The organism is Cupriavidus sp. L7L, assembly GCF_004353535.1.
Taxonomy (GTDB): Bacteria; Pseudomonadota; Gammaproteobacteria; order Burkholderiales; family Burkholderiaceae; genus Cupriavidus; species Cupriavidus oxalaticus_A.
In genome coordinates, this window is record NZ_SMNY01000021.1 from 1 (window position 1) to 25091 (window position 25091).

Here is a 25091-nt window from a genome sequence, read left to right on the forward strand (position 1 = left end):
GGCGGGGAGAGGGGCGGACCTCCCGGCGGGCATCCCACGCGCCGCCGGCAGCGCAAGCCGACAGAAAACAAAAAACCCCGCCGAGGCGGGGTTCTTCCGTTGCGTGGCGCGCACGTGGCGCGCCGCGGGCAACGCTTACAGCGGGGTGATGTTCGCTGCCTGCAGGCCCTTCGGGCCGTTCTTGACTTCGAACTGCACACGCTGGTTTTCCTGCAGCGACTTGAAGCCGTCGGCGCGGATTTCCGAGAAGTGGGCGAAGAGGTCGTCACCACCTGCGTCCGGCTTGATGAAGCCAAAACCCTTGGCGTCGTTGAACCACTTGACGATACCGGTTTGCATGATTTGCTTTCCAGAAAAAGGATATAAAACGTCGCATGACGCGCGCGCCATCCGACAGGGGAACTCAAGGAAAGGACACCATGGACAACCGAAGTACCAGACGGTGGCTAACGAATGAACTGTTGCCTCGTCGCTTGAATCTAGCCGGGTTTATACGGGGGATTGGGGCCAGCGTCAAGTTGGGGCCAGCCCCAACCCCGGCCACGCGCGGGCGGGCCCGGCGCCCGCGCGGGCCCTGTGCGCCCGGTATCCGCTGTGGGATCATCACGCTTTTTGCATATCGCTTATTCGTGTGCGCCGTGGCGTATCGGGCCCATGCTGGACCAGAGTACGCATGCCGCATGATGGCGCGCCACGCGGCCATGCCGCGCAGGGATCCCTGCCGCGGACACGATAACGATACTGGAGACTTAGTCATGTCGATGCCGGAACCCGCTTCCAAGCCGGGTACGCCTTCCGTCAACCCCTCGCGCGGCCAGCCGACGCTGCTCGAGCGCCTGTTCAAGCTGCGCGAGCACCAGACCGATGTCCGCACCGAGGTCCTCGCCGGCATCACCACCTTCCTGACGATGGCGTACATCATCTTCGTCAACCCGTCGATCCTGGGCGACGCCGGAATGCCCAAGGAAGCGGTCTTCGTCGCGACCTGCGTGGCCGCAGCGATCGGCACGCTGATCATGGGGTTCTACGCCAACTACCCGATTGCGATGGCGCCGGGCATGGGCCTGAACGCGTACTTTGCGTACACGGTGGTGAAGGGCATGGGCTTTCCGTGGGAGGCGGCGCTGGGCGCGGTCTTTATCTCGGGCTGCCTGTTCCTGCTGGTGACGCTGTTCCGCGTGCGCGAGATGATCGTCAACGGCATCCCGCATTCCATCCGCGTGGCGATCACCGCGGGCATCGGCTTGTTCCTGGCAATCGTCGCGCTGAAGAATGCCGGCATCGTCGCCGCGAGCCCGGCAACGCTGGTTACCCTCGGCGACCTGCACCAACCCCCGGCGGTGCTGGCCATCGTCGGCTTCTTCGTGATCGTCGCGCTGGACCACCTGCGCGTGAAGGGGGCGATCCTGATCGGCATCCTGCTGACCACGCTGCTGAGCTTTGCTTTTGCCGGCAACACCTTCCACGGCGTGTTTTCGGCACCGCCTTCGCTGAGCCCGACGCTGCTGAAGCTCGATATTTCGGCGGCGCTGTCGATCGGCATCATCAATGTCGTGCTGGTGTTCTTCCTGGTCGAGCTGTTCGATGCCACCGGCACGCTGATGGGCGTGGCCAACCGCGCCGGCCTGCTCAAGGCGGGCCGCATGGACCGGCTGAACAAGGCGCTGATGGCTGACAGCACGGCCATCATGGCCGGCTCGTTCCTCGGCACGTCGTCGACGACTGCGTATATCGAAAGCGCTTCCGGCGTGCAGGCCGGCGGGCGTACGGGGCTGACCGCGGTGACGGTGGCGGTGCTGTTCCTGGCGGCGCTGTTCATCGCGCCGCTGGCGGGCACGGTTCCGGCCTACGCCACCGCGCCGGCGCTGCTGTATGTGTCCTGCCTGATGTTGCGCGAACTGCTGGAGATCGACTGGAACGATGTCACCGAAGTCGTGCCGGCGGTCATGACCGCGCTGGGCATGCCCTTCACATACTCGGTGGCGAATGGCGTGGCGTTCGGCTTCATCAGCTACGCGGCACTCAAGCTGCTGACCGGGCGCGCGCGCAGCGTGCCGGTGATGGTCTGGATCATCGCCGCGGTCTTTGTCTTCAAGTTCTACTACCTGCCGGGCCACTGAGCATTCTTGATTGCACGCCCCCGTTGCCCCTTCGCGGCAAGGTCGCAAGGCCGGAGCATCGGAACGCGCGCAAAGCGTACCCGTTTCTGCGGCCCTTCCGCGGGCGCACGAGCGTTCGCAGCGTACCTGTTTCTGCGGGCTGCGTTTCGACATGCCTTGCCGCGAGCCATACCACCTCGCGCATTGGCCACGCGTGCTAACGAGAGCTCTGCCATCACCCGTTCGGGGTGCGAGAGCGTACCCGTTTCTGCGTACCATGCGGGCGTGGAAACGGCGCGCCGGCGGCACGACAGGCGGGCCGCATCCAGTCCGAAATTTAGTCCAAAATTCGGTCCGAAATTTGGTCGCGAATCTGTCACGAACCAGCCCGCAAGCCGCTTCCGGCGGGCCAGATCGACGGTGTGCAGGCCGGCTCATTCCAAAGTATGAGATTGGGTGTAAGTCACCCACTCAGGGCTGGACAAACCGCCCCAAATGCACTGAACTATAGGCGTGGCAAAGAGGGGCGCGGCAAGGCGCCCCTTCTTGACTCCGGTGCATGCGGCTGGATTGCCGGAGCACACCGAGCGCGCGTTGGCGCAGTCCGCTAGTCCGGGGACAGTTCGGATGAGACCGCCAGGCAAGGCGGCACGGCCACGACCAGGGAGCGTGCGGAAACACGTACGCCACGCAGAGACAAATAATTCCAAGACTGACAAGTGGTATCCGCAGACGTGTAGTGCCGGGGGATGTTGTTCAACGGGGATAATCATGACCGCAGGAGAGATTCGGCGACCCGCCATCGGGCCCGTCAGGGAGTCCATAAGCCGATCCAATAGCCGATCCATCCACCAAGCCTGGGCTGCTCTGGGGGAAGCCGCAGGCGAAACACCCGCACACCGCGCCAGCCGCGACGGCGCTGCTGCCGACGTGGCGGCCCTGCTGGCCGAGGACAGTGCGCTCAGCGACAGCGCCCGTGCCGCAGTGGAAAACCTGCTGCGCCGCCATCGCCTGCTGGAGGACGAACTGGCGCGCCAGCGCGCCATGCTGCAGGAATGGATCCTGAGCCAGCTCACCTACAAGTCGCTCTACTACCAGTACTCCGGACAGACCCCGGAGGCACCGCGCGTAGAGTTGATGCGCGAGAAGGAAGCGGTGCGCCGACGCATCCGCGAACAGCTCCAGGGTGGCAGCGGCTATCTCGCCGCGCCCGAGGAGCCGTCCCGCAGTCTGTCCACCTCGTGATACCGACGTTGCCTGCGGGCGCCAAACCGCAGCCAGTCCAGCGCCAGTCCGCGCCACGGCCACAGGCCCCGGCGCCGGGTGCCGGAACCAAGAACAAGCCAAACGTCCGGGAGATCGTGATGGACCGACTGTGCAAGGCGCCACGCACTGCGCAGATCGTAGTCGTGTCGCGTCATGAAGATTTTGGTTTTGACCCGTCCAGCTTCGGCCCCGGATGGGAACTGCGCCGCGTGCAGCAGATCCGTGACGCCGAACGCGTGGTGCGCGCGAGCCCGCCCAGCGCTGGCGTGATCGACCTGCAGGCGGAATACAGCGATGCCGAACTTGGCCAGCTCGAACTTGCGCTGCAGCATCTGCATGTCGCCTGGGTGGCCATCACCTGCGACGCGATGCTTGCCGACGAGCGCGTGCGCGGGCTGATCCGCGACTATTGCGTGGACTACGTGCGCACGCCGTTCTCGGTGCAGGAGCTGATCTACACGCTCAAGCACGCGCATGGCATGGCGTCGCTGCATGGCGTGCGCGTGCAGGAGACGGCGTCGCGCGGCACCATGATCGGCGAGTGCGCGGCCATGCGCGCCATGTTCCGCTCGCTCGCCAAGGTGGCGCACAACGAGGCGCCGGTATTCATCTCCGGCGAATCCGGCACCGGCAAGGAACTCGCCGCGCAGGCGATTCACGATGCCTCGAGCCGGCGCAAGGGGCCGTTCATCGCCATCAACTGCGGCGCCATCCCTTCGCACCTGGTGCAGTCCGAACTGTTCGGCTACGAGAAGGGCGCGTTCACCGGCGCCAACCAGCGCAAGATCGGCTGGATCGAGCAGGCGCAGGGCGGCACGCTGTTTCTCGACGAGATCGGCGACCTGCCGCTGGAGAGCCAGGTGGCGCTGCTGCGCTTCCTGCAACAGGGCACCATCACGCGCCTGGGCGGGCATCAGTCGATCCCGTTGAACCTGCGCATCATCTCGGCCACGCACGTGGACCTGGTCGCCGCGCAGGGCGACGGACGTTTCCGTTCCGACCTGTTCCACCGGCTGTGCGTGCTGACGCTGAGCATTCCGCCGCTGCGCGAGCGCGGCGAGGACATCCTCCAGCTGGCCAACGCCGTGCTGGCCGAGCATGGGCACGAGGCGCACCGGCGTATCCGCGGCTTCTCGGCATGCGCGACCCAGGCCATGATGCAGTACGCGTGGCCGGGCAACGTGCGCGAGCTGATCAACCGCGTGCGCCGCGCCATCGTGATGACCGACAACCGCAAGATCACGGCCGAGGACCTGCAGCTGCACGGCGGTGCGGAACTGCCGCGCAAGACCCTCGACGCGATCCGCGAGGAGGCCGAGCGCGAGGCGATCCGCAACGTGATGGCCAGCCATGGCTTCCACGTCGTGCCGGCTGCGCGCGAACTCAACGTGTCGCGCGTGACCCTGTACCGGCTGATGCACAAGCACAATATCCGCGTGGAGAGCCAGCCCGCCGCGGGCGAGTAGGCTGGCAAGTGCGCAGCGCAAGCGCCGGTCACCGCTGTCCGCAGCTATCGAACTGCAAACAGTCGAGCCTCGGGCAGCGCGCCACAGGAAAGGGGAACCGCCGACGTCCGCTCGCCGGTTCCGCCTTTCCCCGTGCCCGCTGGCACGTCAGCGCACAACCACGCGAGGCTGGCCGGCCGTGCCTCCTCCAATCGTCCCATCCGGCGGGGCGGCCGCGAGATTCATGCTGATCTTGCCGCGCGGCGTGCGCGGCGGGCCGTTGTCATCCCGTTGCAGCCACGGCGGCGCGTCGCGCCGGTCGGGGTAGTCGCGCGCCTGCCGGCGGCCTTGCGGCGCCGCAGGTGCGGCCGCGCCTGGCGAGGTGTCCTGCTGCATATGCAGTTCGCCCCAGGCCCAGCCGAAGCCACGCACGTACACATCATTGCTGACCGCCGCGTGGCTGTTGGCGCTGGCGTCGTCGGGACGATCGAACCAGGCATAGCTGGCTGCCACGGCAGGGGCCGAGAAGACCGCCAAGGCGGCCAGCACGCCTGCGGCAGGGATTGCGGCTTTCATGGCGTCTCCTCCTTGTGGAAAAAAGTGCCCGCCGGGGGACGGAGCACAAATCCGCGCGGGCACGCTGGCCCGCGTGCCCACTCAATATCGCACCAGCTCCCGGTCAGGCGCGCCGCCTTCCGGCCGGGCGCCTGCCGGCTGCGCGCGTGCAGGACGGACCCCGCGCCCGGCGCGCACCGCCGGGGCACGGCGCGCTGGCCGTGTCCAGCTGTGCCGGCTCGACCCGCGCGCGCGGGTAGGGCAGCAGTGGCGGCGAAAGCAGGTCCGTCACCGTAGGCGGGGGGCCCGCCAACCGGTATGAGCGCCGGCGCGCCGTCATGCGTGAAGGCGGATGACGCATGGCTGGTCTCTCTCCGCAGTAGTGGCTGGTTGATGGCCCGGACGCGCACGGCGTCCCTGCGGATGCTGAGCGACAAGTGTGCCAATGGCCGCAAAGGTATATCCCATGCGGGTTTGCGGCTCGTCCGGTCGTGCCGTGCGCGGCCGGGGCGGCGCCACGGGGCCATTCGGTTTCGCCGTTGCAACGCGTGCGGCGAGCGCCACCGCCGGGCGCGCCCGCGCATGTGCGGGCATGGCCGCCTGACATGCACGCCGGGTGCGGGATAGCGTGCCCCGGCAGCGGCGCATTCTTCGCATTGCACCGGGTTGCATCTTTGAAACTGGAGTTACTTCAGCCTTGCATTGGCGTAACAGCGGGGGACACGGTGGAAGACAAAGAAAGGTTCCGGGGACCTGAGGACCGGGCCTTGAACATTGCCGAGCGCGCTGCCCGCCCGGCGCTGCGGCGACGCGCGGCGCAGTACGCAGAAACGGGTACGCAGCGGGCGTCCCTCATGGCAGGGCGCGGCAAGCGGCTAGCGGCCGCCGTGGTCGTCAGCGGGACTGGCCCGGCGGGGCGGGTGCCGCTGGCAGGGCGGGAGCGGCAGCGGAGGACGAGGCCGTGGCAGTGCCTGAGATGGGTTTGGGGCCGGGCTGGCTGCGCTCGCAGCCGGCAACACCCAGCATCCCGATCACAAGCATGGCGGCCACCGGGCGTGCGGAGAGGGAACGGATCACAGATGCCTCCTTGCGCCGGCGCGCTGGCACGGATGCGCCGGCAGGTGTGCCTGGTCTTACTGTAGCAGGTCGCCCCGGGGGTGCTGCTTGGGCAAGCCGCACAATGCGCAGTATGATGAACGCAAGCTACCCTTGCTGCCGGAGCGTGCCGCGGCCGCTCGCGCCAGGCGTTCCGGCTCCGTCCCTGCGTACCAGGGCTCCCGAACCTGGCAAACCCAAGGCCGTGAACGACAACTCCGAACACCGTCCCGCATCGTCCCCTGGCACCGAATCCCCGCAGCCGCGGCCCCGCCGCCCTCACTGGCTGCCGGACCGCCACACCGGTGGGCGCACGCTGCGCGTGGTCACCGCGGCGGTGGCCTCCTGGTTCGATCACCGCGCCGCCAGCAAGGGCGCGGCGCTGTCCTTCTACATGCTGTTCTCGCTGGCGCCGATCCTGGTGCTGGTGATCTCGATCGCCGGCCTGTTCTTCGGCGCCGAGGCGGCGCGCGGCGAGATCTTCACCCAGATCGAAGGGCTGGTCGGCGAACAGGGCGCCACGGCGATCCAGCAGATCCTGGCCGCCACGCACCGCGCCGGCGGCAGCGGCATGGCCGCACTGATCGCCATGGGCATCCTGTTTGTCGGCGCCACCAGCGCCTTTGCCGAGCTCAAGAGCAGCCTCGACGACATCTGGCATGTGCCGGTGCCCAAGACCGCCGGCTGGCAGACGCTGCTGCGCGCGCGGCTGCTGTCGTTCAGCCTGGTGCTGGTGCTGGCCTTCATGCTGCTGGTGTCGCTGATCGTCAACGCCGCGCTGGCGGTGGTCGAGCGCATCTGGGGCCAGCTGTGGACGCAGTCCTGGTTCGCCCCGGTGGCAGACGTGATCTCGACGGCGTTTTCCTTTGCGGTCGTGACCGCGCTGTTCGCCGTGATCTTCAAGATGCTGCCCAACGCGCGCATCGCCTGGCGCGACGTGACCATGGGCGCCGTCATAACCGCGCTGCTGTTCTCGGTGGGCAAGCGGCTGATCGGCCTCTATCTGGGAAATAGTGCCGTGGCCTCTTCATACGGCGCGGCGGGCTCGGTGGTGGCGCTGATGCTGTGGATCTACTACTCGGCGCAGATCTTCTTCTTCGGCGCCGAGCTGACGCGCCAGTACGCGCTTCAGTTCGGCAGCCTGCGCGGCGTGCCGGGCATGGGAGGGGAGGGGGATGGCAAGGGCGAAGGCAAACCCCCGGCCTGGCCCGTGAACCGGTAAAATAGCGCCCCATTCCTTCCGTAAGTCCCGCAGGGCCCGGCGCAATGCCGCCTGCGGCGGCGCCGGTCCGGGTGCCGGCTGATGCCGCACCCTCTGTTCCCTCTACCTATTCCCAGCCAGATTCCGTGAGCTCGCTCGTATCCGAAATTGCGCGTCGACGCACCTTTGCCATCATCTCCCACCCCGACGCGGGCAAGACGACCCTGACCGAAAAGTTGCTGTGGTTCGGCGGCGCCATCCAGGTCGCGGGCGAGGTGCGCGCGCGCAAGGCCGACCGCCATGCCACCTCCGACTGGATGGAACTGGAAAAGCAGCGCGGCATCTCGGTGACCTCGTCGGTGATGCAGTTCCCGTATGGCCGCGGGCATGCCAGCAACAACGCGGACGGCAACGCGCAGGAGAACATCGTCAACCTGCTCGACACGCCTGGCCACGAGGACTTCTCGGAAGACACCTACCGCACGCTGACGGCGGTCGACTCGGCCGTGATGGTGATCGACTCGGTCAACGGCGTGGAAGCGCAGACCATCAAGCTGCTCAATGTCTGCCGCCTGCGCGATACGCCCATCCTCACCTTCATCAACAAGCTCGACCGCGAGGGCCGCTCGCCGATCGAGCTGCTCGATGAAATCGAGGACGTTCTGCAGATCCAGTGCGCGCCGATGACCTGGCCGATCGGCATGGGCAAGCAGTTCCGCGGCGTGTATCACCTGATCGACGACAAGGTGCAGCTGTTCGACCCGAAAGGCGACAAGGGCACCGCGGCGATCCTGGATGGCCTGGACAACCCGGAACTGGACCGCATCCTCGGCAGCCAGGCCGACGAGCTGCGCGTCGAGATCGAACTGGTGCGCGGCGCGTCGCATACCTTCGACAAGGAAGCGTTCCTCGCCGGCAAGCAGACCCCGGTCTACTTCGGCTCGGCGATCAACAACTTCGGCGTGCAGTCGTTGCTGGACGCACTGTGCGAGCTGTCACCGCCGCCGCTGGCGCGCAACACCGACACGCGCGTGGTCGAGCCGAACGAAGGCAAGTTCACCGGCTTCGTCTTCAAGATCCAGGCCAATATGGACCCGCGCCATCGCGACCGCATCGCCTTCGTGCGCGTCTGCTCGGGCCGCTTCGAGCGCGGCATGAAGCTGCTGCACGTCTCCGCCGGCAAGACCGTCGCGATCAACAACGCCATCACCTTCATGGCGCAGGACCGCAACACGACGGAAGAGGCCTACGCCGGCGACATCATCGGCGTGCCCAACCACGGCACCATCCGCCTGGGCGATGTCTTTACCGAAGGCGAGCCGCTCAAGTTCACCGGCATCCCGTCGTTCGCGCCGGAGTTCTTCCGCCGCGCGCGCCTGAATAACCCGCTCAAGGTCAAGCAGTTGCAGAAGGGCCTGCAGCAGCTGGCGGAAGAGGGCGCGACGCAGATGTTCCGTCCGCTCGCCTCCAACGACCTGGTGCTGGGCGCGGTCGGTATCCTGCAGTTCGACGTGGTGGCGCACCGGCTCGAGCATGAGTACGGCGTCGATGCCATCTTTGAGTCGCACGAGTGCGCCACGGCGCGCTGGCTCAAGGGTTCGCCCGCGGAGATCGAGAAGCTGATCGCCAAGGCCGGGCATAACGTGGCGCTGGACGGCGCCGGCGACCATGTGTACCTGGCGCCGAGCATGGTGAACCTGCGGCTGACGCAGGAGCGGTTCCCGGAGCTGCAGTTCCTGGAGACGCGCGAGATCGTTTGACGATCCCGTCGCTGACAATGCAAAACGGCTCGCCTTGGCGAGCCGTTTTGCATTCGGGGGATTTGCTCCCCTCTTCCGCTTGCGGGGTAGGGGCCGGGGGAGAGGGGAGCAAACACGCCGCCTTACTTGCGCCAGCTTAATACGCCAGCGACGCCTGGATATAGAAAGTCCGCGGCATCCCCACATACTTGCCCGCATTGTTGTCCGTCGAGCGCGTGAAATAGCGCTTGTCTAGCAGGTTCTTCACCCCCACCGCCACCTTCAGGTTCTGCGCCGACTTGCCGAAGTCGTAGCCCAGCCGCATGTTCAGCAGTGCATAGCCAGGGATGTCGCCCAGCGCGCCATTGGCGCTCTCCGCGGTCTGGTACGTGGTCGACGTGCTCGGGTCGCCCGGCGAATGCTGCTTCGACTGCGCGTAGCCGTCGATATTGAACGCCCAGCGGTTGCGCGCATAGCGCATGCCCACGGTGGCCACATGGCGCGAATAGAACGGCAGGTCGCGCCCGGCGAAGTTGCCCTGGTTGTAGGTGGCTTCGGTGAAGGTGTAGGTCGCATACGCCGACAGGCCGGCCAGCGACTTGTCGAGCGCGCCGAAGTCATAGCGCAGCGATGATTCCACGCCGCGGTGTGTGGTGGCGCCGAGGTTGGTCCACGCGTCCGGCGCGCCGCCGGTGCCGCCGCGCAGCTGCAGCTCGTCGTCGAAGTCGATATTGAACAGCGTCAGCTCGCCGCCCCAGCCGTTGCTGTTGAAGTGCGTGCCGATTTCGTACGTCTTCGCCTTCTCCGGCGTCAGGCCGTTGGTGGTCTGCGCGATCTGGAAGTACTGCAGCGGCCCAAACGAGACGCCGGCATTGGCGAACAGCTTCCACTGGTCGCTGACGTGGTACATCACCGCCAGCGAGGGCAGCGGCTCGTTGGACGAGACATCGTTGCGCGCGCCGGTGAAGTTGTCGGTCACGTACGACCGTATGAATTCGTAGCGCAGGCCCGGCGTGATGGTCCAGCTGCCGACGTTGATGGTGTCGTCGATATAGACCGCGTTGGCGGTGGTGCCGCCCGTGCGCGACTGGTACACCGGCGACGGCAGCGTGGTCGGATCGATGGTGCCCGGCGTGTAGAACACCGTGCGCGAGGCCTTCTCGTCGCTGGCTTCGCGCAGGAAGCGGTAGCCGACGCTGACCTCATGGCTCATGTTCTCGCCGCGGAACAGCTGCGAGTAGCGCGGCTCGATCGCGAACGTATGGTAGTTGCGCGGCGCCGAGGTCAGGCGCCGCAGGTTGGCCTGTGCGCCCGTGCCTTGCTGCTCGATATTGCTGCCGCGGAAGCTGTCGGTGTAGTACGTCAGCACCTCGAACTTGCGGTTGTTGTCGTTATGGTTGTACTTCAGGCTGAAGTCGTTGCGGCGGCCGTCGAAATTGTCATAGGGCCGCACCGACTGGAACGGGTCGGCCGCGTACTGCGCCGGGGTCAGGCCGCCGGGCATGCCGGCCCTGCCCTCGTAGTAGTGGAAGGCAGCGCTCAGTTCGTCGGTCTTCGAGATCCGGTAGTTGCCCTTGAGCAGCAGGTCGTCGATATTGACGTGGTCGTTGCTCTCGCGATAGCCGTTGCCGTGGATGCCCGAATACAGCAGCGCGCCGCCCAGCCCGTTGTCGTTGGTGCCGCCGATGAACGCGGTCGGGTTGGTCTTGACGTTGCCGCCGTGGCTGTAGATGTCGGTCGAGACCGAGGCGTCGGCCGCGAAGGTCTGCGGGATCGACCGCGTCGCGAAGTTGATGATGCCGCCCACGTTCTGCGGGCCGTAGCGCACCGAACCGGCGCCGCGCACCACGTCGATGCTTTCCAGGTTGCCCAGCGACAGCGGCGCCATCGACAGCTGCGGCTGGCCATAGGGCGCCACAGCCAGCGGCACGCCGTCCATCAGGATGGTCGAGCGCGGCGACAGGCGCGCAGTCAGGCCGCGCACGCCCACGTTCAGCGACACATCGCTGCCGCCGGTGCCGTTGTTCTCCTGCACCTGCACGCCCGGGACGCGGCGCAGCACTTCGCGCACGTTGTTGGCGCCGGCTTCCTGGAAAGTCACGCGGTCGACGATGGTGCGGGCGCCGGGGTGCTCCAGCACCTTGGCTTCATCGGCGTTGTCGAGCCAGTTGCCGACCACGGTGACGGCATTGAGGGTGGTTTCCGCATTGGCGCTGCCGGCTGCGGGAGCCGTGGCTGCGTTCTGGGCATGGACGGGGAGGGCGAACAACAGGGCGGCGCCGATGGCACCGGCGGTGGGACGGAAAGCGGGCTGCAAGATGAAAATCCTGAAAGGGCAGCGCAGTCCACTGGCGGATGCGCCGAATGGGGCCGGATTATAAGTGCGAGTGATTCTCAGACGCGATTAGTCAGATCAAACGGGGGACGTTTGTCGCATCCATGCATCAGCTTGGATACATTTGCACTGTAAAATATGACAAGAGATCCACTTATCTTGACTGCTGGCGCGCAGGGCATGCACGTGTATGCACTAATTCAGCAGCCACCGTAAAATCGTGGCTTTACTCCGCCGCTTGCCGGGCGCCTTTGCAGCACATTGCTGCGCTTTGCCGCGGCGCCTTCGCAGTCCGATCCCGTCCTTCGCATCCATGTCTTCCCCTGCCACCGTCCCGGCCGCCGAGCCGGATAGCGTCTTTGGCGACGCCGCGTTCCGCCGCTACTGGTTCGCCCGCCTGTGCACCACCATCGGCTACCAGATCTTTACCGTGGCGGTGGGCTGGCAGATGTACGACCTGACGCGCGACCCGCTGATGCTGGGCATGGTCGGGCTGGTGCAGTTCCTGCCCTCGGTGGTGCTGATCCTGATGTCCGGCCACGTTGCCGACCGCTTCGACCGGCGCCGCATCGTGCGCACGTGCCAGTCGATCGAAGCGCTGCTGGCCGCCGGCATGGCGGTGGCCAGCCTTACCGGCTGGATCGACAGCCATCACATCTTTATCTTCGTGGCACTGATCGGCGCCACCCGCGCGTTCGAGAACCCCACGCTGCAGGCGCTGCTGCCCAGCGTGGTGGCGCCGCGCCAGCTGCCGCGCGCAGTGGCGCTGGCCAGTTCCGCCGGGCAGACTGCGATCATCATCGGCCCGGCCATCGGCGGCTTTGCCTATGTGGCGGGCCCCGGCGTGGTGTACGCGCTGAGCGCGACGCTGTTCGTCATCGCCGCGGTGCTGGTCAGCGGCATCACGCTGCGCCAGGCCGCGCAGCGGCTGACCGCGCCGGTCAGCGTGAGCACGGTGTTTGCCGGCTTTGCCTATATCCGCAGCCGGCCGGTGCTGCTGGGTGCGATCTCGCTGGACCTGTTCGCGGTGCTGCTGGGCGGCGCGGTGGCGCTGCTGCCGATCTATGCGCGCGACATCCTGCATACCGGGCCGTGGGGCCTGGGGCTGCTGCGCTCGTCGCCGGCGGTCGGTGCGCTGGTCATGGCGCTGTGGCTGGCGCGCCATCCGCTGAACCGGCGCTCCGGGCGCATCATGTTCGGCGCGGTGGCGCTGTTCGGCGTCGCCACCGTGGTGTTTGGGATGTCGACGTGGCTGCCGCTGTCGATGGCCGCGCTGGTGGTGCTTGGCGCCTCGGACATGATCAGCGTGGTGGTGCGCTCGACGCTGGTCCAGCTCGATACGCCCGACGACATGCGCGGGCGTGTCGGCGCGGTCAACTCGGTATTCATCGGTGCCTCCAACCAGCTGGGCGAGTTCGAATCCGGCGTGACCGCCGCGCTGTTCGGGCCAGTGGGCGCGGTGATCCTTGGGGGCGTCGGCACGTTGCTGGTGGTGGCGGTGTGGATGCGGTTGTTCCCGGCGCTGGCCTCGCGCGACCGGCTGCATGAACTCGCCACCTGACAAGCGCAGATTGTTCGCCGCCCAGATCTGTCCAGGCTGTGGCGGGGCCACGAAGCGTACCCGTTTCTGCGTAGCTACTGCTTAGTCCTTGGCTGGCTGCCGCATGAGCATCCACCGCCCGGCTGACGGTATAGTCCAGCTTTGTGCGGCGGCTTTCCGGACCAACTTTCGTCGCTGAAAGTTGCCCAGGGGCGCCCGCCGACGTCGCCCCGCCAGCTCCTGTCAGCCCCCGTCACATGGCCGCTCCGTCCGATCCGCTCCAGCGCCACGCGGTCTTCGCCGCGCTCACCGGCTCGCGCGCGTCGCTGGAGCGCGCGGCCATGCTGGGCGATGGGCTGGGCGTGGCGCTATGGCGCAACCGGGACGACGATACCGCCTACGCCGATCCCGGCCATCACACGGTTTCGGTCTACCTGGAAGGCGGCCTTGGCACCTACCGGCGCGACCAGCCCGGCAACAAGGGCGCGCCCGGGCGGCTCTGCCTGTTGCCGGCGGACCATGAGTCGCGCTGGCACGTGGGCGGCCCGCAGCGCTTCGTTCACCTGTATTTCAGGCCGGAGATGCTGGCCTGGCACTGCGTGCGCCTGCTCGACCGCGAGCCGCGTTCAGTGGCGCTGCGCGACCTGACCTTTGCCGACGATCCGTTCCTGTACGCATTGAGCCAGCGGCTGGCCGCGCTCGACTGGCACCAGCCCGATGCGCGCATGGCCTGCAATGCGCTGGCGCACGAGGCGGTCAGCCACCTGGTGCTGCAGCATGCCGGGCGCGCCGCGCCGGCGGACTGGCGCGGCGGCCTGTCGGCGCAGGCGAGGCGCACGGTGCGCGACTGGATCGAGGCCCATCCGGCGCACAACCCGACCCTGGGCGAGCTGGCCGCTCTGGCGGGCCTGTCGGAGTTCCACTTCGCGCGCATGTTCCGGGTCTCGTTCGGCATGCCGCCGCATGCCTGGATCCTGCGGGCGCGGCTCGAGCGCGCCCGCCAGCTGCTGGCCGAGCCATGGCCTGGCCTGCATGAAGTAGCCGTGCGTGCCGGGTTTGCCTCGGCCAGCCACCTGAGCCACCGCTTCCGTGCCGCGTTCGGGGTCACGCCCGGCACCTGGCGCGCGGGATCGTCGCGCTCCGCGTGACTCGCCGCCAGCCTTGCCGGGCAAGGGCTGGGGAGACGGGGTACGCACTGCTGGCGGATTGTGCGGGAATGCCCTTTCGGTGTGGCGCGCCATGTCTTTGTCTGTGATCGTCTGACATCGCGCGATCAATATTCACTAATTACATAAAAATTTGCGAGTCCGCCGGTTATCGGCGAGGCGCCGCATTCCCGGTGACAGCACGCAGAAACGGGTACGCAGACGCTGCCGCCGAATACCGCCGAACGTGCGCTACTTGCCCTCGTTGGCAAACAGCGTGCAGGCGCCGCTTTCGGCCGTGCTCACATTGCTGCGGAAGGCCGCGAACAGGTCGCGGCCGACGCCGTGCCGGTTGGCACTGAGGTCCGGATGGGCGGCCTCGCGCGCGCGCCATTCGTCTTCCGGCACCAGCACGTCAAGCACGCCCGCGGGCGCATCCACGCGCATCATGTCGCCGGTGCGCACGCGCGCGATCGTGCCGCCGCGCAACGCCTCGGGACAGACATGGATCGCCGCCGGCACCTTGCCAGATGCGCCCGACATGCGCCCGTCGGTGACCAGCGCGACATGGAAGCCGCGATCCTGCAGCACCGTCAGCGTCGGCGTCAGCTTGTGCAGCTCGGGCATGCCGCATGCGGCCGGGCCCTGCCACGGCAGTACCGCGACAAAGTCGCGCTCCAGCTCGCCGCGCTTGAATGCGTGCAGCAGGTCGTCCTGACGCTCGAACACGATCGCCGGCGCCTGAACGACCTGGTGCTCCAATTTGACCGCCGAGGTCTTGATCACCGCGCGGCCCAGCTTGCCGCCCAGCACCTTGATGCCGCCGTCCGGCAAGAACGGCTGGTCGGCGCTGCGCACGATGCTGTCATCGAGCGGCGCCGCCGGGCCGTCGATCCAGCCCAGCTTGCCGTCGCGCAGCACTGGCTCGCGCGTATAGTCCTCCAGCCCGCGGCCGAAGATGGTGGTCACGTCGTCATGCAGCAGTCCCAGCGACAGCAGCCCGCGGATCACCACCGGCAGCCCGCCGGCCGCCTGGAACTGGTTTACGTCCGCCTTGCCGTTGGGGTACACGCGCGCCAGCAGCGGCACCACCGCGGACAGCTCGTCAAAGTCGTCCCACCCCAGCACGATGCCGCCCACGCGCGCCATCGCAATCAGGTGCAGCGTGTGGTTGGTCGAGCCGCCGGTGGCCAGCAGCCCGACGATGCCGTTGACGAAGGCGCGTTCGTCCAGCACCTCGGCCACCGGCGTGTAGCGCTCGCCGCCATGCACCAGCTTGAGCGCCTGGCGCGCGGACTCGCGCGTGAGCGCCTCGCGCAGAGGCGTGCCGGGGTTGACGAAGGCAGTGCCCGGCAGGTGCAGCCCCATCATTTCCATCAGCATCTGGTTGGAATTGGCGGTGCCGTAGAAGGTGCAGGTGCCGGGGCCGTGATAGGAGCGGGTCTCGGCTTCGAGCAGCGCCTCACGCCCGATCTTGCCTTCGGCATAGAGCTGGCGCGTGCGCGCCTTCTCGTCGTTGCTGATACCGGTGGTCATCGGCCCGCCCGGCACGAACACCGCGGGCAGGTGGCCGAACGACAGCGCGCCCATCACCAGGCCGGGCACGATCTTGTCGCACACGCCCAGGTACAGCGCGGCATCGAACATCTGGTGCGACAGCGCCACGGCCGAAGCCAGCGCGATCACGTCGCGCGAGAACAGCGACAGGTCCATGCCGTCCTGGCCCTGCGTCACGCCATCGCACATCGCCGGCGTGCCGCCCGCGAACTGCGCGGTGCCGCCGGACTCCAGCGCGGCTTCCTTGATCCATTGGGGATAGGCCGCCAGCGGCTGGTGCGCCGACAGCATGTCGTTGTAGGCGGAGACGATCGCCAGGTTGGGCCGCTCGTCGGCCTTCAGCCGGATCTTGGCTTCGTCAGGCATCGCGGCCACCGCGTGGGCCAGGTTGGTACAGGAGAGCTGGGCGCGTTCCACTTTCTGCCCGGCCATGGCGCGGGTGCGGTCCAGGTACGCCTGGCGGGTGGCGGCGCTGCGGGAGACGATGCGGGCGGTGACCCGCTCGAGCACTGGATGACGTGGCATGGGGTTCTCCTGCGGGGGAGCTTTCAGCCTAGCGCACTTTGCCGGGCGCTGCACGCCGGAGGCCCGCCCGCGGCCCGGGCGCGCCACGCAGAAATGGGTACGCTTGCCTCGCCAAGCCGTAGCGACTCACGTAAACTTGCCGCAACACGGCCCGCCAGCGCGCGATGGCCGCCACAACTCGAATCCTCCCGAATCCTCAAGGAGCACAGGGTGAGCATGCCTGATTTCGACATGGTGCTGTTCGGCGGCACCGGCGACCTGGCGCGGCGCAAGCTGCTGCCTTCCCTGTTCGACGCGCACCACGCCGGCCTGCTGCATCCGGCTGCACGTATCCTCGCCACCGGCAGCCAGCCGTTGTCGACCGGCGACTACCTCGCGTCGCTGGAGCAGACCGTGCGGCCCGCATTGGCCCATGCGCCGCCGGAGTCATGGGAGAAGTTCTGCGCCCGCATCACCTACGTGCAGGCCGACGCACGCGTGCCCGCGCATTTCGATGCGCTTGCCGACAAGGTGCTGTCGCGCAGGCCGGAAGTGGTGGTGTGCTATCTCGCCACCGCGCCGCACCTGTTCGTGTCGATCTGCGAGCAGCTCGCCCGCACCGGGCTCAATACGCGCACGGCGCCAAACGTACGCATCGTGCTGGAAAAACCGCTGGGCCATGACCTCGACTCGAACGAGGCGATCAATTCGGCGGTAGCCAACTACTTCGCCGAAGAGCAGATCTACCGTATCGACCATTACCTCGGCAAGGAGTCGGTGCAGAATCTGATGGCGATCCGCTTTGGCAATGCCCTGTTCGAGCCGCTGTGGCGGCGCGAGTGGGTCCGGGACGTGCAGATCACCATCGCCGAAGAGCTCGGCGTGGAAACGCGCGGCGATTTCTACGACCAGACCGGCGCGCTGCGCGACATGGTGCAGAACCACCTGCTGCAGCTGCTGTGCATGGTGGCGATGGAGCCGCCCGCCAGCCTTTCGGAGGACGCCATCCGCGACGAGAAGATCAAGATCCTGAAGGCGCTCAAGCCGATCACGCCGCAGGACGTCGCCGAGAAAACCGTGCGCGGCCAGTACCGCGCCGGCGCCATCGGCGGCAAGCCGGTGCCGGGCTACACCGATGAGGCCGGCATCGCCGCGGACAGCCGCACCGAGACCTTTGTCGCGATCAAGGCGGAGATCGCCAACTGGCGCTGGGAAGGCGTGCCGTTCTACCTGCGCACCGGCAAGCGCATGCAGGCACGCGTGGCCGAGATCGTGATCCACTTCCGCGACGTGCCGCACGCGATCTTTCCGCGCCCGCTGACGCTGTCGCCGCAGAACCGGCTGGTGATCCAGCTGCAGCCCGAAGAAAGCATCCGGCTGTATTGCCTGGTCAAGCAGCCCGGCGACACGCTCGAGCTGACGCCGACCTCGCTCGACCTCGACTTCGCCAACTCGTTCAAGGTGCGCCGCGCCGGCGCCTACGAGCGGCTGCTGCTGGACGTGATCCGCGGCCGGCTGGGTCTGTTCGTGCGCCGCGACGAGCAGGTGCAGGCGTGGCGCTGGGTCGAGCCCATCATCGATACATGGGAAGCCAGCACGGTACCGCCCAAGCCCTACACCGCCGGCACCTGGGGCCCGGCCGCGTCGTCGGCGCTGATGTCGCGCGACGGCGGCTTGTGGCACGAAGAAGCCTGAACCAGAGGGAACCACATGCGCATGTTTGAACACCCCACCCCGATGGACCAGGCCGAGGCCCTGGCCATCTCGATCAGCAATGCGCTCGAACTCGCCATCCGCGTCAACGGCTGGGCGGTGCTGGCGGTGTCCGGCGGACGCTCGCCGGTGCCGATGTTCGAGCGGCTGCGCTACCGTCCGCTGCGCTGGGAAGCGGTGACGGTGACGCTGGTCGACGAACGCGTGGTGCCGCCCGACCACCCCGACAGCAATGCCGCGCTGGTGCGCGCGCACCTGCTGCGCGAGGCCGCGGGCAGCGCCGCCTTTATCCCGCTGGTAGCCGATGCGCAGGACGTGGCCGACCCAACCGCGGCGGTGGCGCGCGCGAATCGCGCGTTCCGCCAGCCTGACGTGGTGGTGCTCGGCATGGGCGAGGATGGGCATACCGCGTCGCTGTTCCCGGACGCGCCCGAACTCCAGGACGCGCTGAGCGATCCGCAGCCGGCCTACCTGCTGACGCATCCGGGCACCGCGCCGCATGCGCGGATCACGCTGAACCTGGCCGCGCTGCTGGCGGCCGAACGCGCCTTCCTGTCCGTCACTGGCGAAGCCAAGGCAAAGGTGCTCGAACGCGTGCTGCAGGGGCCGACGCCGGCGCTGCCGGTGAGCCTGGTGGCGTCGCGCCACCGGCATGGATTCGATGTGTTCAAGGCCTGAATTCTGACTGAAGGGGACGTGACCGACGCCATGGCTGACACCGCCTCCACTCCCGCGACCGCCAGCGCCAGCGCCAGCGCCACCTTCCCGCGCCTGCTCGGCGATGTCGGCGGCACCAACGTGCGCTTCGCGATCGAGTCCGCGCCGATGCAGATCGGGCCGGTGACCGCGCTCAAGGTCGCCGACTTTCCCTCGCTCGAAGCCGCAATGCGCCAGTTCCTGGATGGTCTGGCGGCCACCGGGCAGCGCTTGCCGCGCCATGCGGCGGTCGGGCTGGCCAATCCGGTCACCGGCGATCAGGTCAAGCTGACCAACCACAACTGGTCGTTCTCGATCGAGGGCATGCGCCGCGCGCTCGGCCTGCAGACTCTGGTGGCGCTGAACGACTTCACCGCGCTGGCGCTGGCCTTGCCGCACCTGCCGGCGGACGGCCTGGCGCGGGTGCGCAGCGGCACCGTGGTGCCGACCGCGCCGCTGGCGCTGGTGGGGCCGGGCACTGGGCTGGGCGTGTCGGGGCTGGTCCCCGCTCCGGGCGGGCAGATGGTGGCGCTGGCCGGCGAGGGTGGCCATATGGAACTGATGCCGGCCACCGACGATGAATGGGTGGCGTGGCGCGCGGTGCATCGCCAGCTCGGCCGGGTCTCCGCGGAACGGCTTTTATCGGGTGCCGGGCTGTCGCAGATCCATGCCGCGCTGGCCGCAGAAACGGGTACGCTTTTGCTCGCGCCGCTTCAGCCGGAGCAGGTCACCGACGGCGCGTTCCAGCGCAACGACCCGCTATGCCAGCGCACCATGACGGTGTTCTTCGGGCTGCTGGGCTCGGTCGTGGCGGATATCGCGCTGGTGCTGGGCGCCCGCGGCGGCGTCTATCTGGGCGGCGGCATCCTGCCGCGCTTCGTGCCGGCGCTGCAGGCCTCCACCTTCGCCGAGCGCTTTGTCGCCAAGGGCCGCATGCGCGGCTGGCTCGAAGACGTGCCGGTCCATGTCGTCACCGCGCGCCACCCCGCGCTGCCGGGGTTGGCGCGCGCGCTGGCCGAGCGCCTGGACCGCGAAGCGGGGAACGCCTAGCCATGCGCGTGCTGCTGGTGGAAGACGACGCCATGATCGGCGACAGCGTCAGGCAGGCGCTGCGGCAGGAGGGCTTCACCGTCGACTGGGTACGCGACGGCGACGCCGGCCTGGCCGCGGCCACGTCGTCGCAGGACGGCGAGGCCTGCTACGACCTGGTGCTGCTCGACCTCGGCCTGCCGCGCCGCTCGGGGCTGGACGTGCTGCGCACGCTGCGCACGCGCGGCGTGCCAACGCCGGTGCTGATCCTCACCGCGCGCGATGCGGTCGCCGACCGCGTCGCCGGCCTCAATGCCGGCGCCGACGACTACCTGGTCAAGCCCTTCGACCTGCAGGAACTGGCCGCGCGCATGCACGCGCTCGCGCGCCGCGCCGCGGGACGGGCCGAGCCGCTGGTGACCTATGGCGAGATCGTGCTCAATCCGTCCACGCGCGAAGTCACGCAACGCGGCGAGCCGGTGCGGCTGTCGGCGCGCGAGTTCGCGCTGCTGTCGGCGCTGATATCGCGGCCGGGCAAGGTCTGGTCGGTGCCGCAGCTGCAGGAGCGCCTGTACGGCTGGGACGACGAGGTCGGCAGCAATACCGTCGAGGTCTATATCCACGCGCTGCGCAAGAAATTCGGCACCGCGCTGATCCGCAATATCCGCGGCGTGGGCTACGTGGTGCCGCGCCTGGACGGCGAGGGAGAGCCCGGCTGATGCGCTCCATCCAGCGAACGCTGCTGTGGTGGCTGGCAGCGGGACTGCTCGCCGGCATTGCCATCGCCACCGCGCTGATTTACGGCCAGGCGCGCCAGGAAGCGAACGCCCTGTTCGACTACCAGATGAAGCAGATGGCCGCGGCGCTGCCGAGCCAGTTTGCCAACCCCGTGGTGCCGCCCTTCATCGGCTCGCCCGGCGACCTGTCGCATGCCGACGAGGATGTCGTCATCCATATCTGGGACGGCTCCGGGCGCAGCCTGTACCTGTCGCACTCGCACCCGGCGCTGCCCGCGCGCGCCGAGCTGGGCTTCTCCAATGTGACCACGCAGCAGGGCGAATGGCGGCTGTACAGCATGCAGCTCGGGCCCACCGTGGTGCAGATCGCGCAGCCGATGAGCGCGCGCCGCACGCTGGCCGCGCGCATGGCGCTGCGTACCGTGGCGCCGCTGCTGTTGCTGCTGCCGCTGCTGGGCTGGCTGGTGTGGATGGCGGTGGGGCGCGGGCTGCGGCCGCTGCGCGAGATTGCTGCCGAAGTGCGCGCGCGCGACGCCACCACGCTCGCGCCGCTGGCGCTGCGGCAGATGCCGGACGAGATCGCGCCGCTCAGCGCCGCGCTGAACCAGCTGCTGGCGCGGCTCTCGCACGCCATCGACACGCAGCGCGCCTTCGTGGCCGACGCCGCGCACGCGCTGCGCACGCCGTTGGCCGCGCTGCAGCTGCAGGCCCAGCTGGTCGAGCGTGCCGACAGCGGCGCTGCGCGCGACGAGGCGCTCGCAAAGCTGCGCCAGGGGCTGGAGCGGCTGACCCATCTCGTCACGCAGCTGCTCACTCTGGCGCGGCAGGAGCCCGGCGCTGCCACGCCGCCGCACGAGCCGGTCGCGCTGCGCGCGCTGGCCACCGGCGTGGTGGCGGAGCTGGCCCAGGCTGCGCTGGATCGCGATATCGACCTGGGCGTGGATGGCGATGCCGACGCCGACGCGGCGCCTGCCATCGTGCATGGCGATGCCGATGCCTTGCGCATCCTGCTGACCAACCTGCTGGACAACGCGCTGGCCTATATCCCGGCCGGCAGCCGCGTCGACGTGCAGGTCGCGCGCGGCAGCGACGGGCGTTCGGTCGAGCTGGTGGTCAGCGACAACGGCCCCGGCATTCCGGCCGGGGAGCGCGAACGCGTGTTCGACCGCTTCTACCGCGTGCCGGAGGCGCCGACCGGCGGCAGCGGGCTGGGCCTGGCGATCGTGGCGGAGATCGCGCAGTCGCACGGGGCGCGCGTGGCGCTGGAAGACGCGCGGCCGGGGCTGCGTGTCAGGGTTGTATTTCCAGCGGCCTGAGCCCCGGCCAAAGTCACGCAGAAATGGGTACGCTTTGCAGGTGCGACGCAATGCCATGCGGCGCGCCGCTGCAGGTTTGCGATCGCAATTCAGCCCCGCGAGCCATGCACAGGAGTCATTGCCAGTGGCCAGAAACGGGCACGCAGAAACGGGTACGCTCCCTCGCCGCGCGTATCATCGAAGTCCTCTCCTGCTCACATACAAAAGGCTCGCATGCGCGCAATCGGCAACTTCCTCTGGTTCATCCTCGGCGGCGTGGTGATGGGCCTGGCCTGGTGGCTGGCCGGGCTGCTCTGTTTTATCTCGATCGTCGGCATCCCGTGGGGCAAGGCCTGCTTCGTGATCGGCGGCTTCACCTTCTTCCCGTTCGGCAAGCAGGCCATCAGCCGGCGCGAGCTGACCGGGCGCGACGATGTCGGCACCGGCGCGCTGGGGCTGGTGGGCAATGTGCTGTGGTTTGTGTTTGCCGGCGTGTGGCTGGCGATCGGCCACGTGATGGCGGCGGTCGCCAACTTCGTCACCATCATCGGCATCCCGTTCGCGATCCAGCACCTGAAGCTGGCCGGCATCGCGCTGGCGCCGATCGGCCAGACCGTGGTCACCAACGAAGTAGCCGACGCCGCGCGCCGCGACGGTGCGCGCGCGCACGTGGACGGCTTGCGTCGCTAGGCGTCGTCGCTGGTCTTTGCGGCTAGTCCTCGTCGCTGTCCGCCGCGCCGTCCTGCCGGGCAGCGTGCGCGACCAGCCGGTCGAGCAGGCTGCCCAGCAGCACCTGCTCATCCTCGCTCAGGCAGCCGAAGATCTCGTCATTGCGCCGCGCAATCATGGCGATCGCCTGCCGGTACAGCGGCTTGCCCTGCGCGGTTAGCGACAGCACCACGCCACGGCCATCGGCGGCGCTGGTTTCCTTGCTGACCAGCCCCCGTTCCACCAGCGCTTGCGCAGAGCGGCTCGCCTGGCCCTTGGTCAGGTTGGCGCGGTGCGCCAGCGCGTTGACCGACAGCGGCGCGAACGCGCCGATCGCGGCCAGGCAACGGCCTTCGCTCAGCAGCAGGCCGCACTGCTCCAGGTAGGCGGCGGCGCTGTCCTTGTCGCTGAGCTTGTTGACCTGGTGCAGGCGGTAGGTCAGGAACTGGTCCAGGCGTGGCAGTGGTTTCATGGCGATGTCCGGTCGGCGTCGGCATTGTAGTGCCTACGCCTGGCTGCGTGCCTCCGCCTCGTCGATCAATGCCAGCACCGGTGCCAGCGAATCCTGCCGGCTCATCAGCCCCAGGCACATCATCGCCAGCAGCAGCGGCGATCGTGCTTCGCCAACGCGGCCCATGGCCTCGCACAGGCGGGTATAGGCGAGGTCGAGGTCATCAGCTTGCATGGCGGGCTCCGGCGGGTTGGGATTGCGGGGTTTGCATCAGGGGGGCGAGGGTTGCGCCGACCTCGTCCCATGCGGGCGCGCGCCAGCGCGACAGCACGTACCCGTCGGGGCGGATCGCGTAGAGCGTACCCGGCCGGGCACCGTAACGCGCCTGCGCCTGGCCGGCGACATCGGCAAGTGCGCCCTGCGCGGGGCCGGCGTTACCGTTGACGATCACGCGGGCCTGCAGTGTATGCGGATAGGCCTGCACCAGCGCGGCCAGCGGGGCAGGCAGCGTTGGCGAATCACCGAAGTACAGCAGCGTGAAGCGCTGCCCGAAGCATTGCGTCAGGTGGCCGATGCCTTCCGCGCTGGCGACGCGCGCCTCCGGAGCGGGCAACCCGGGCGCGGCGCCGGGGCAGTCGGCGCCGAAGTCGCTGGCGCCGTTCAGCGGCGAACCGGCATAGGCGATCGGTGCCGACTGGCGCGGGTTGATCAGCGACCGCACCGGGCTGCCGCCCTGCGCCAGCCGCAGCGTGGCCTCGCGCATCAGGTGGAAGGCAAAGTCGGGGGGCGCCATGAATTCGGTGCTCTTGGCGCCGTAGGCGATGTTCTGCCGGGTGGCGTGGACGCGTTCGGCCGAATAGGAGTCGAGCAGGCTGTCCGCGGCCTGGCCGCGCACGACCGCTGCCAGCTTCCACGCCAGGTTGCCGGCATCATCCAGCCCGGAGTTGAGCCCGCGCACGCCGAAGATCGGCACCAGGTGCGCGGCGTCGCCGGCGAACAGCACGCGGCCGTGGCGATAGTCCTGCAGCGTCAGGCACTTGGCGTTGTAGATCGAGATCCACAGCGGCTGCCAGGGCTCGGTCTCGCCGATCATGTCGAGGTGGCTCTGCACGCGCGGCAGCACGTTCTCCGGCTTGACCGCTTCCTCGGCATCCTCGTCGTCGCGGATCTGGTAGTCGATGCGCCAGACATCGTCGGGCTGGCGGTGCATCAGGATGGTCGAGCCCGGATTCGACGGCGGGTCGAACCAGGCCAGCCGCTCCACCTCGCGCCGGGTCTTCTGCACGATGTCGACGATGACATAGCGGCCTTCGTACTGGGTGCCTTCCATGCGCAGGCCCAGTTGCTCGCGCACCGTGCTGCGCCCGCCGTCGCAGGCGACCAGCCATTGCGCGTCGACCTGCACCACGCCGTCGGCGCTCTCGATTTCCGCGACCACGCCGCCGTCATGCGGACGCACCGTGCGCACGCGCGCGCCGAAGCGCACCTCGGCCGGCGTGGCGCCCCGCAGCGCGGCCTCGTGCGCGAATGCTTCGAGGTAGTACTGCTGGATATTGACCATCGGCGCAAAGCGCTCGTCCGGCTCGCTCGGCATGCGGAAATGCAGCACCTCGGCGTCGCGGTAGTAGCTGCGGCCGCCTACCCAGGGCAGGCCGGTTTCGACCGTTTGCCGGTCGGCGCCGACCCAGCCCAGGATCTCGAGCGAGCGGCGCGACATGCAGATGGCGCGGCTGCCGGCGCAGTAGCCGTCGTCGGCCTCCACTACCAGCGAGGCGACGCCGTAGCGCGCCAGCAGTGCCGCCAGCGCCAGCCCGACCGGGCCGCCGCCGGCGATCAGCACGGGTACGTGTCGGGGCCAGGGGCGCGGCGTCGCGGGAGGCGGTACCGGTGGCACGGCCGCGCGTGGTGCGGTGGAGTCGGTCATGGCTGGTCTCGCTTGATGTAATTGGTTTCGTACGCAACTATACCCCAGATGGTTGCG

20 protein-coding genes are annotated in these 25091 nt (G+C 68.3%); 13 read left to right on the plus strand and 7 right to left on the minus strand.

Annotated features, from left to right (window positions below; translation table 11 throughout):
* Positions 1 to 135: 135 nt before the first annotated feature.
* On the minus strand, positions 136 to 339 hold the full coding sequence (locus tag E1J61_RS18895; RefSeq protein WP_010811149.1) for a cold-shock protein: 204 nt from the start codon (positions 337 to 339) through the stop codon (positions 136 to 138).
* A gap of 416 nt (positions 340 to 755) precedes the next feature.
* On the opposite strand from E1J61_RS18895, the gene E1J61_RS18900 reads away from it, so the two are divergent.
* The 3 genes from E1J61_RS18900 (at position 756) to E1J61_RS18910 (ending at position 4831) form a co-directional block, all read left to right on the plus strand.
* Complete coding sequence (locus E1J61_RS18900) at positions 756 to 2120, plus strand: NCS2 family permease (protein ID WP_133095565.1); 1365 nt, start codon at positions 756 to 758, stop codon at positions 2118 to 2120.
* A 909-nt stretch (positions 2121 to 3029) separates the two neighbouring features.
* Entirely contained in the window at positions 3030 to 3344 is a 315-nt protein-coding gene (locus E1J61_RS18905; protein WP_371704422.1) for a hypothetical protein, read from the plus strand.
* 119 nt (positions 3345 to 3463) lie between these two features.
* Complete coding sequence (locus tag E1J61_RS18910) at positions 3464 to 4831, plus strand: sigma-54 dependent transcriptional regulator (RefSeq protein ID WP_133095567.1); 1368 nt, start codon at positions 3464 to 3466, stop codon at positions 4829 to 4831.
* Between the two features lie 147 nt (positions 4832 to 4978).
* On the opposite strand, the gene E1J61_RS18915 is transcribed toward E1J61_RS18910, so the two are convergent.
* On the minus strand, positions 4979 to 5386 hold the full coding sequence (locus E1J61_RS18915; RefSeq protein WP_133095568.1) for a hypothetical protein: 408 nt from the start codon (positions 5384 to 5386) through the stop codon (positions 4979 to 4981).
* 1159 nt (positions 5387 to 6545) lie between these two features.
* On the opposite strand from E1J61_RS18915, the gene E1J61_RS18930 reads away from it, so the two are divergent.
* Both E1J61_RS18930 and E1J61_RS18935 read left to right on the plus strand, forming a co-directional pair.
* Positions 6546 to 7682 (plus strand): YhjD/YihY/BrkB family envelope integrity protein, encoded by a 1137-nt coding sequence (locus E1J61_RS18930; protein WP_371704425.1) that lies wholly within the window; start codon positions 6546 to 6548, stop codon positions 7680 to 7682.
* A 125-nt stretch (positions 7683 to 7807) separates the two neighbouring features.
* A complete protein-coding gene (locus E1J61_RS18935; protein ID WP_133095570.1) occupies positions 7808 to 9421 on the plus strand; it encodes a peptide chain release factor 3 in 1614 nt (537 codons plus the stop codon).
* 136 nt (positions 9422 to 9557) lie between these two features.
* On the opposite strand, the gene E1J61_RS18940 is transcribed toward E1J61_RS18935, so the two are convergent.
* The gene (locus E1J61_RS18940) at positions 9558 to 11717 is read right to left on the minus strand and encodes a TonB-dependent siderophore receptor (RefSeq protein ID WP_133095571.1); all 2160 of its coding nucleotides are present in this window, start codon (positions 11715 to 11717) and stop codon (positions 9558 to 9560) included.
* 331 nt (positions 11718 to 12048) lie between these two features.
* Between E1J61_RS18940 and E1J61_RS18945 the strand changes: the two genes are divergently transcribed.
* Together E1J61_RS18945 and E1J61_RS18950 are read left to right on the plus strand one after the other, a co-directional pair.
* Positions 12049 to 13296, plus strand: coding sequence for an MFS transporter (locus E1J61_RS18945; RefSeq protein WP_133095572.1), 1248 nt, complete (start codon positions 12049 to 12051; stop codon positions 13294 to 13296).
* Between the two features lie 236 nt (positions 13297 to 13532).
* Positions 13533 to 14423 carry a helix-turn-helix domain-containing protein gene (locus E1J61_RS18950; protein ID WP_133095573.1) on the plus strand — a complete coding sequence of 297 codons (891 nt, stop codon included), beginning with the start codon at positions 13533 to 13535 and terminating at the stop codon, positions 14421 to 14423.
* A 249-nt stretch (positions 14424 to 14672) separates the two neighbouring features.
* On the opposite strand, the gene edd is transcribed toward E1J61_RS18950, so the two are convergent.
* A complete protein-coding gene (gene edd / locus E1J61_RS18955) occupies positions 14673 to 16502 on the minus strand; it encodes a phosphogluconate dehydratase (RefSeq protein ID WP_133095574.1) in 1830 nt (609 codons plus the stop codon).
* Positions 16503 to 16718: 216 nt separating this feature from the next.
* Between edd and zwf the strand changes: the two genes are divergently transcribed.
* From zwf to E1J61_RS18985, 6 genes are all read left to right on the plus strand, one after another.
* A complete protein-coding gene (gene zwf / locus E1J61_RS18960) occupies positions 16719 to 18176 on the plus strand; it encodes a glucose-6-phosphate dehydrogenase (RefSeq protein WP_133095575.1) in 1458 nt (485 codons plus the stop codon).
* A gap of 15 nt (positions 18177 to 18191) precedes the next feature.
* The gene (gene pgl / locus E1J61_RS18965) at positions 18192 to 18872 is read left to right on the plus strand and encodes a 6-phosphogluconolactonase (RefSeq protein ID WP_133095576.1); all 681 of its coding nucleotides are present in this window, start codon (positions 18192 to 18194) and stop codon (positions 18870 to 18872) included.
* Between the two features lie 30 nt (positions 18873 to 18902).
* Positions 18903 to 19940, plus strand: a complete 1038-nt coding sequence (glk, locus tag E1J61_RS18970) for a glucokinase (protein WP_133095577.1) — start codon at positions 18903 to 18905, stop codon at positions 19938 to 19940.
* A gap of 2 nt (positions 19941 to 19942) precedes the next feature.
* On the plus strand, positions 19943 to 20638 hold the full coding sequence (locus E1J61_RS18975) for a response regulator transcription factor (protein WP_133095578.1): 696 nt from the start codon (positions 19943 to 19945) through the stop codon (positions 20636 to 20638).
* Positions 20638 to 21972, plus strand: coding sequence for a HAMP domain-containing sensor histidine kinase (locus tag E1J61_RS18980; RefSeq protein WP_133095579.1), 1335 nt, complete (start codon positions 20638 to 20640; stop codon positions 21970 to 21972). Before E1J61_RS18975 ends, E1J61_RS18980 begins: the two co-directional genes overlap by 1 nt.
* 213 nt (positions 21973 to 22185) lie before the next feature.
* Positions 22186 to 22641 carry a YccF domain-containing protein gene (locus tag E1J61_RS18985; RefSeq protein WP_133095580.1) on the plus strand — a complete coding sequence of 152 codons (456 nt, stop codon included), beginning with the start codon at positions 22186 to 22188 and terminating at the stop codon, positions 22639 to 22641.
* 22 nt (positions 22642 to 22663) lie between these two features.
* Here the strand turns inward: E1J61_RS18985 and E1J61_RS18990 are convergent, their stop codons facing one another.
* The 3 genes from E1J61_RS18990 to E1J61_RS19000 are packed head-to-tail and all read right to left on the minus strand — an operon-like array spanning position 22664 to position 25034.
* A complete protein-coding gene (locus tag E1J61_RS18990; protein WP_133095581.1) occupies positions 22664 to 23131 on the minus strand; it encodes a MarR family winged helix-turn-helix transcriptional regulator in 468 nt (155 codons plus the stop codon).
* 33 nt (positions 23132 to 23164) lie between these two features.
* Positions 23165 to 23344: a hypothetical protein gene (locus E1J61_RS18995; protein ID WP_133095582.1), complete on the minus strand. Its 180-nt coding sequence runs from the start codon at positions 23342 to 23344 to the stop codon at positions 23165 to 23167.
* Positions 23334 to 25034 (minus strand): FAD-dependent oxidoreductase, encoded by a 1701-nt coding sequence (locus E1J61_RS19000; protein ID WP_133095583.1) that lies wholly within the window; start codon positions 25032 to 25034, stop codon positions 23334 to 23336. The genes E1J61_RS18995 and E1J61_RS19000 overlap by 11 nt, the downstream gene beginning before the upstream one ends.
* Positions 25035 to 25091: the final 57 nt, after the last annotated feature.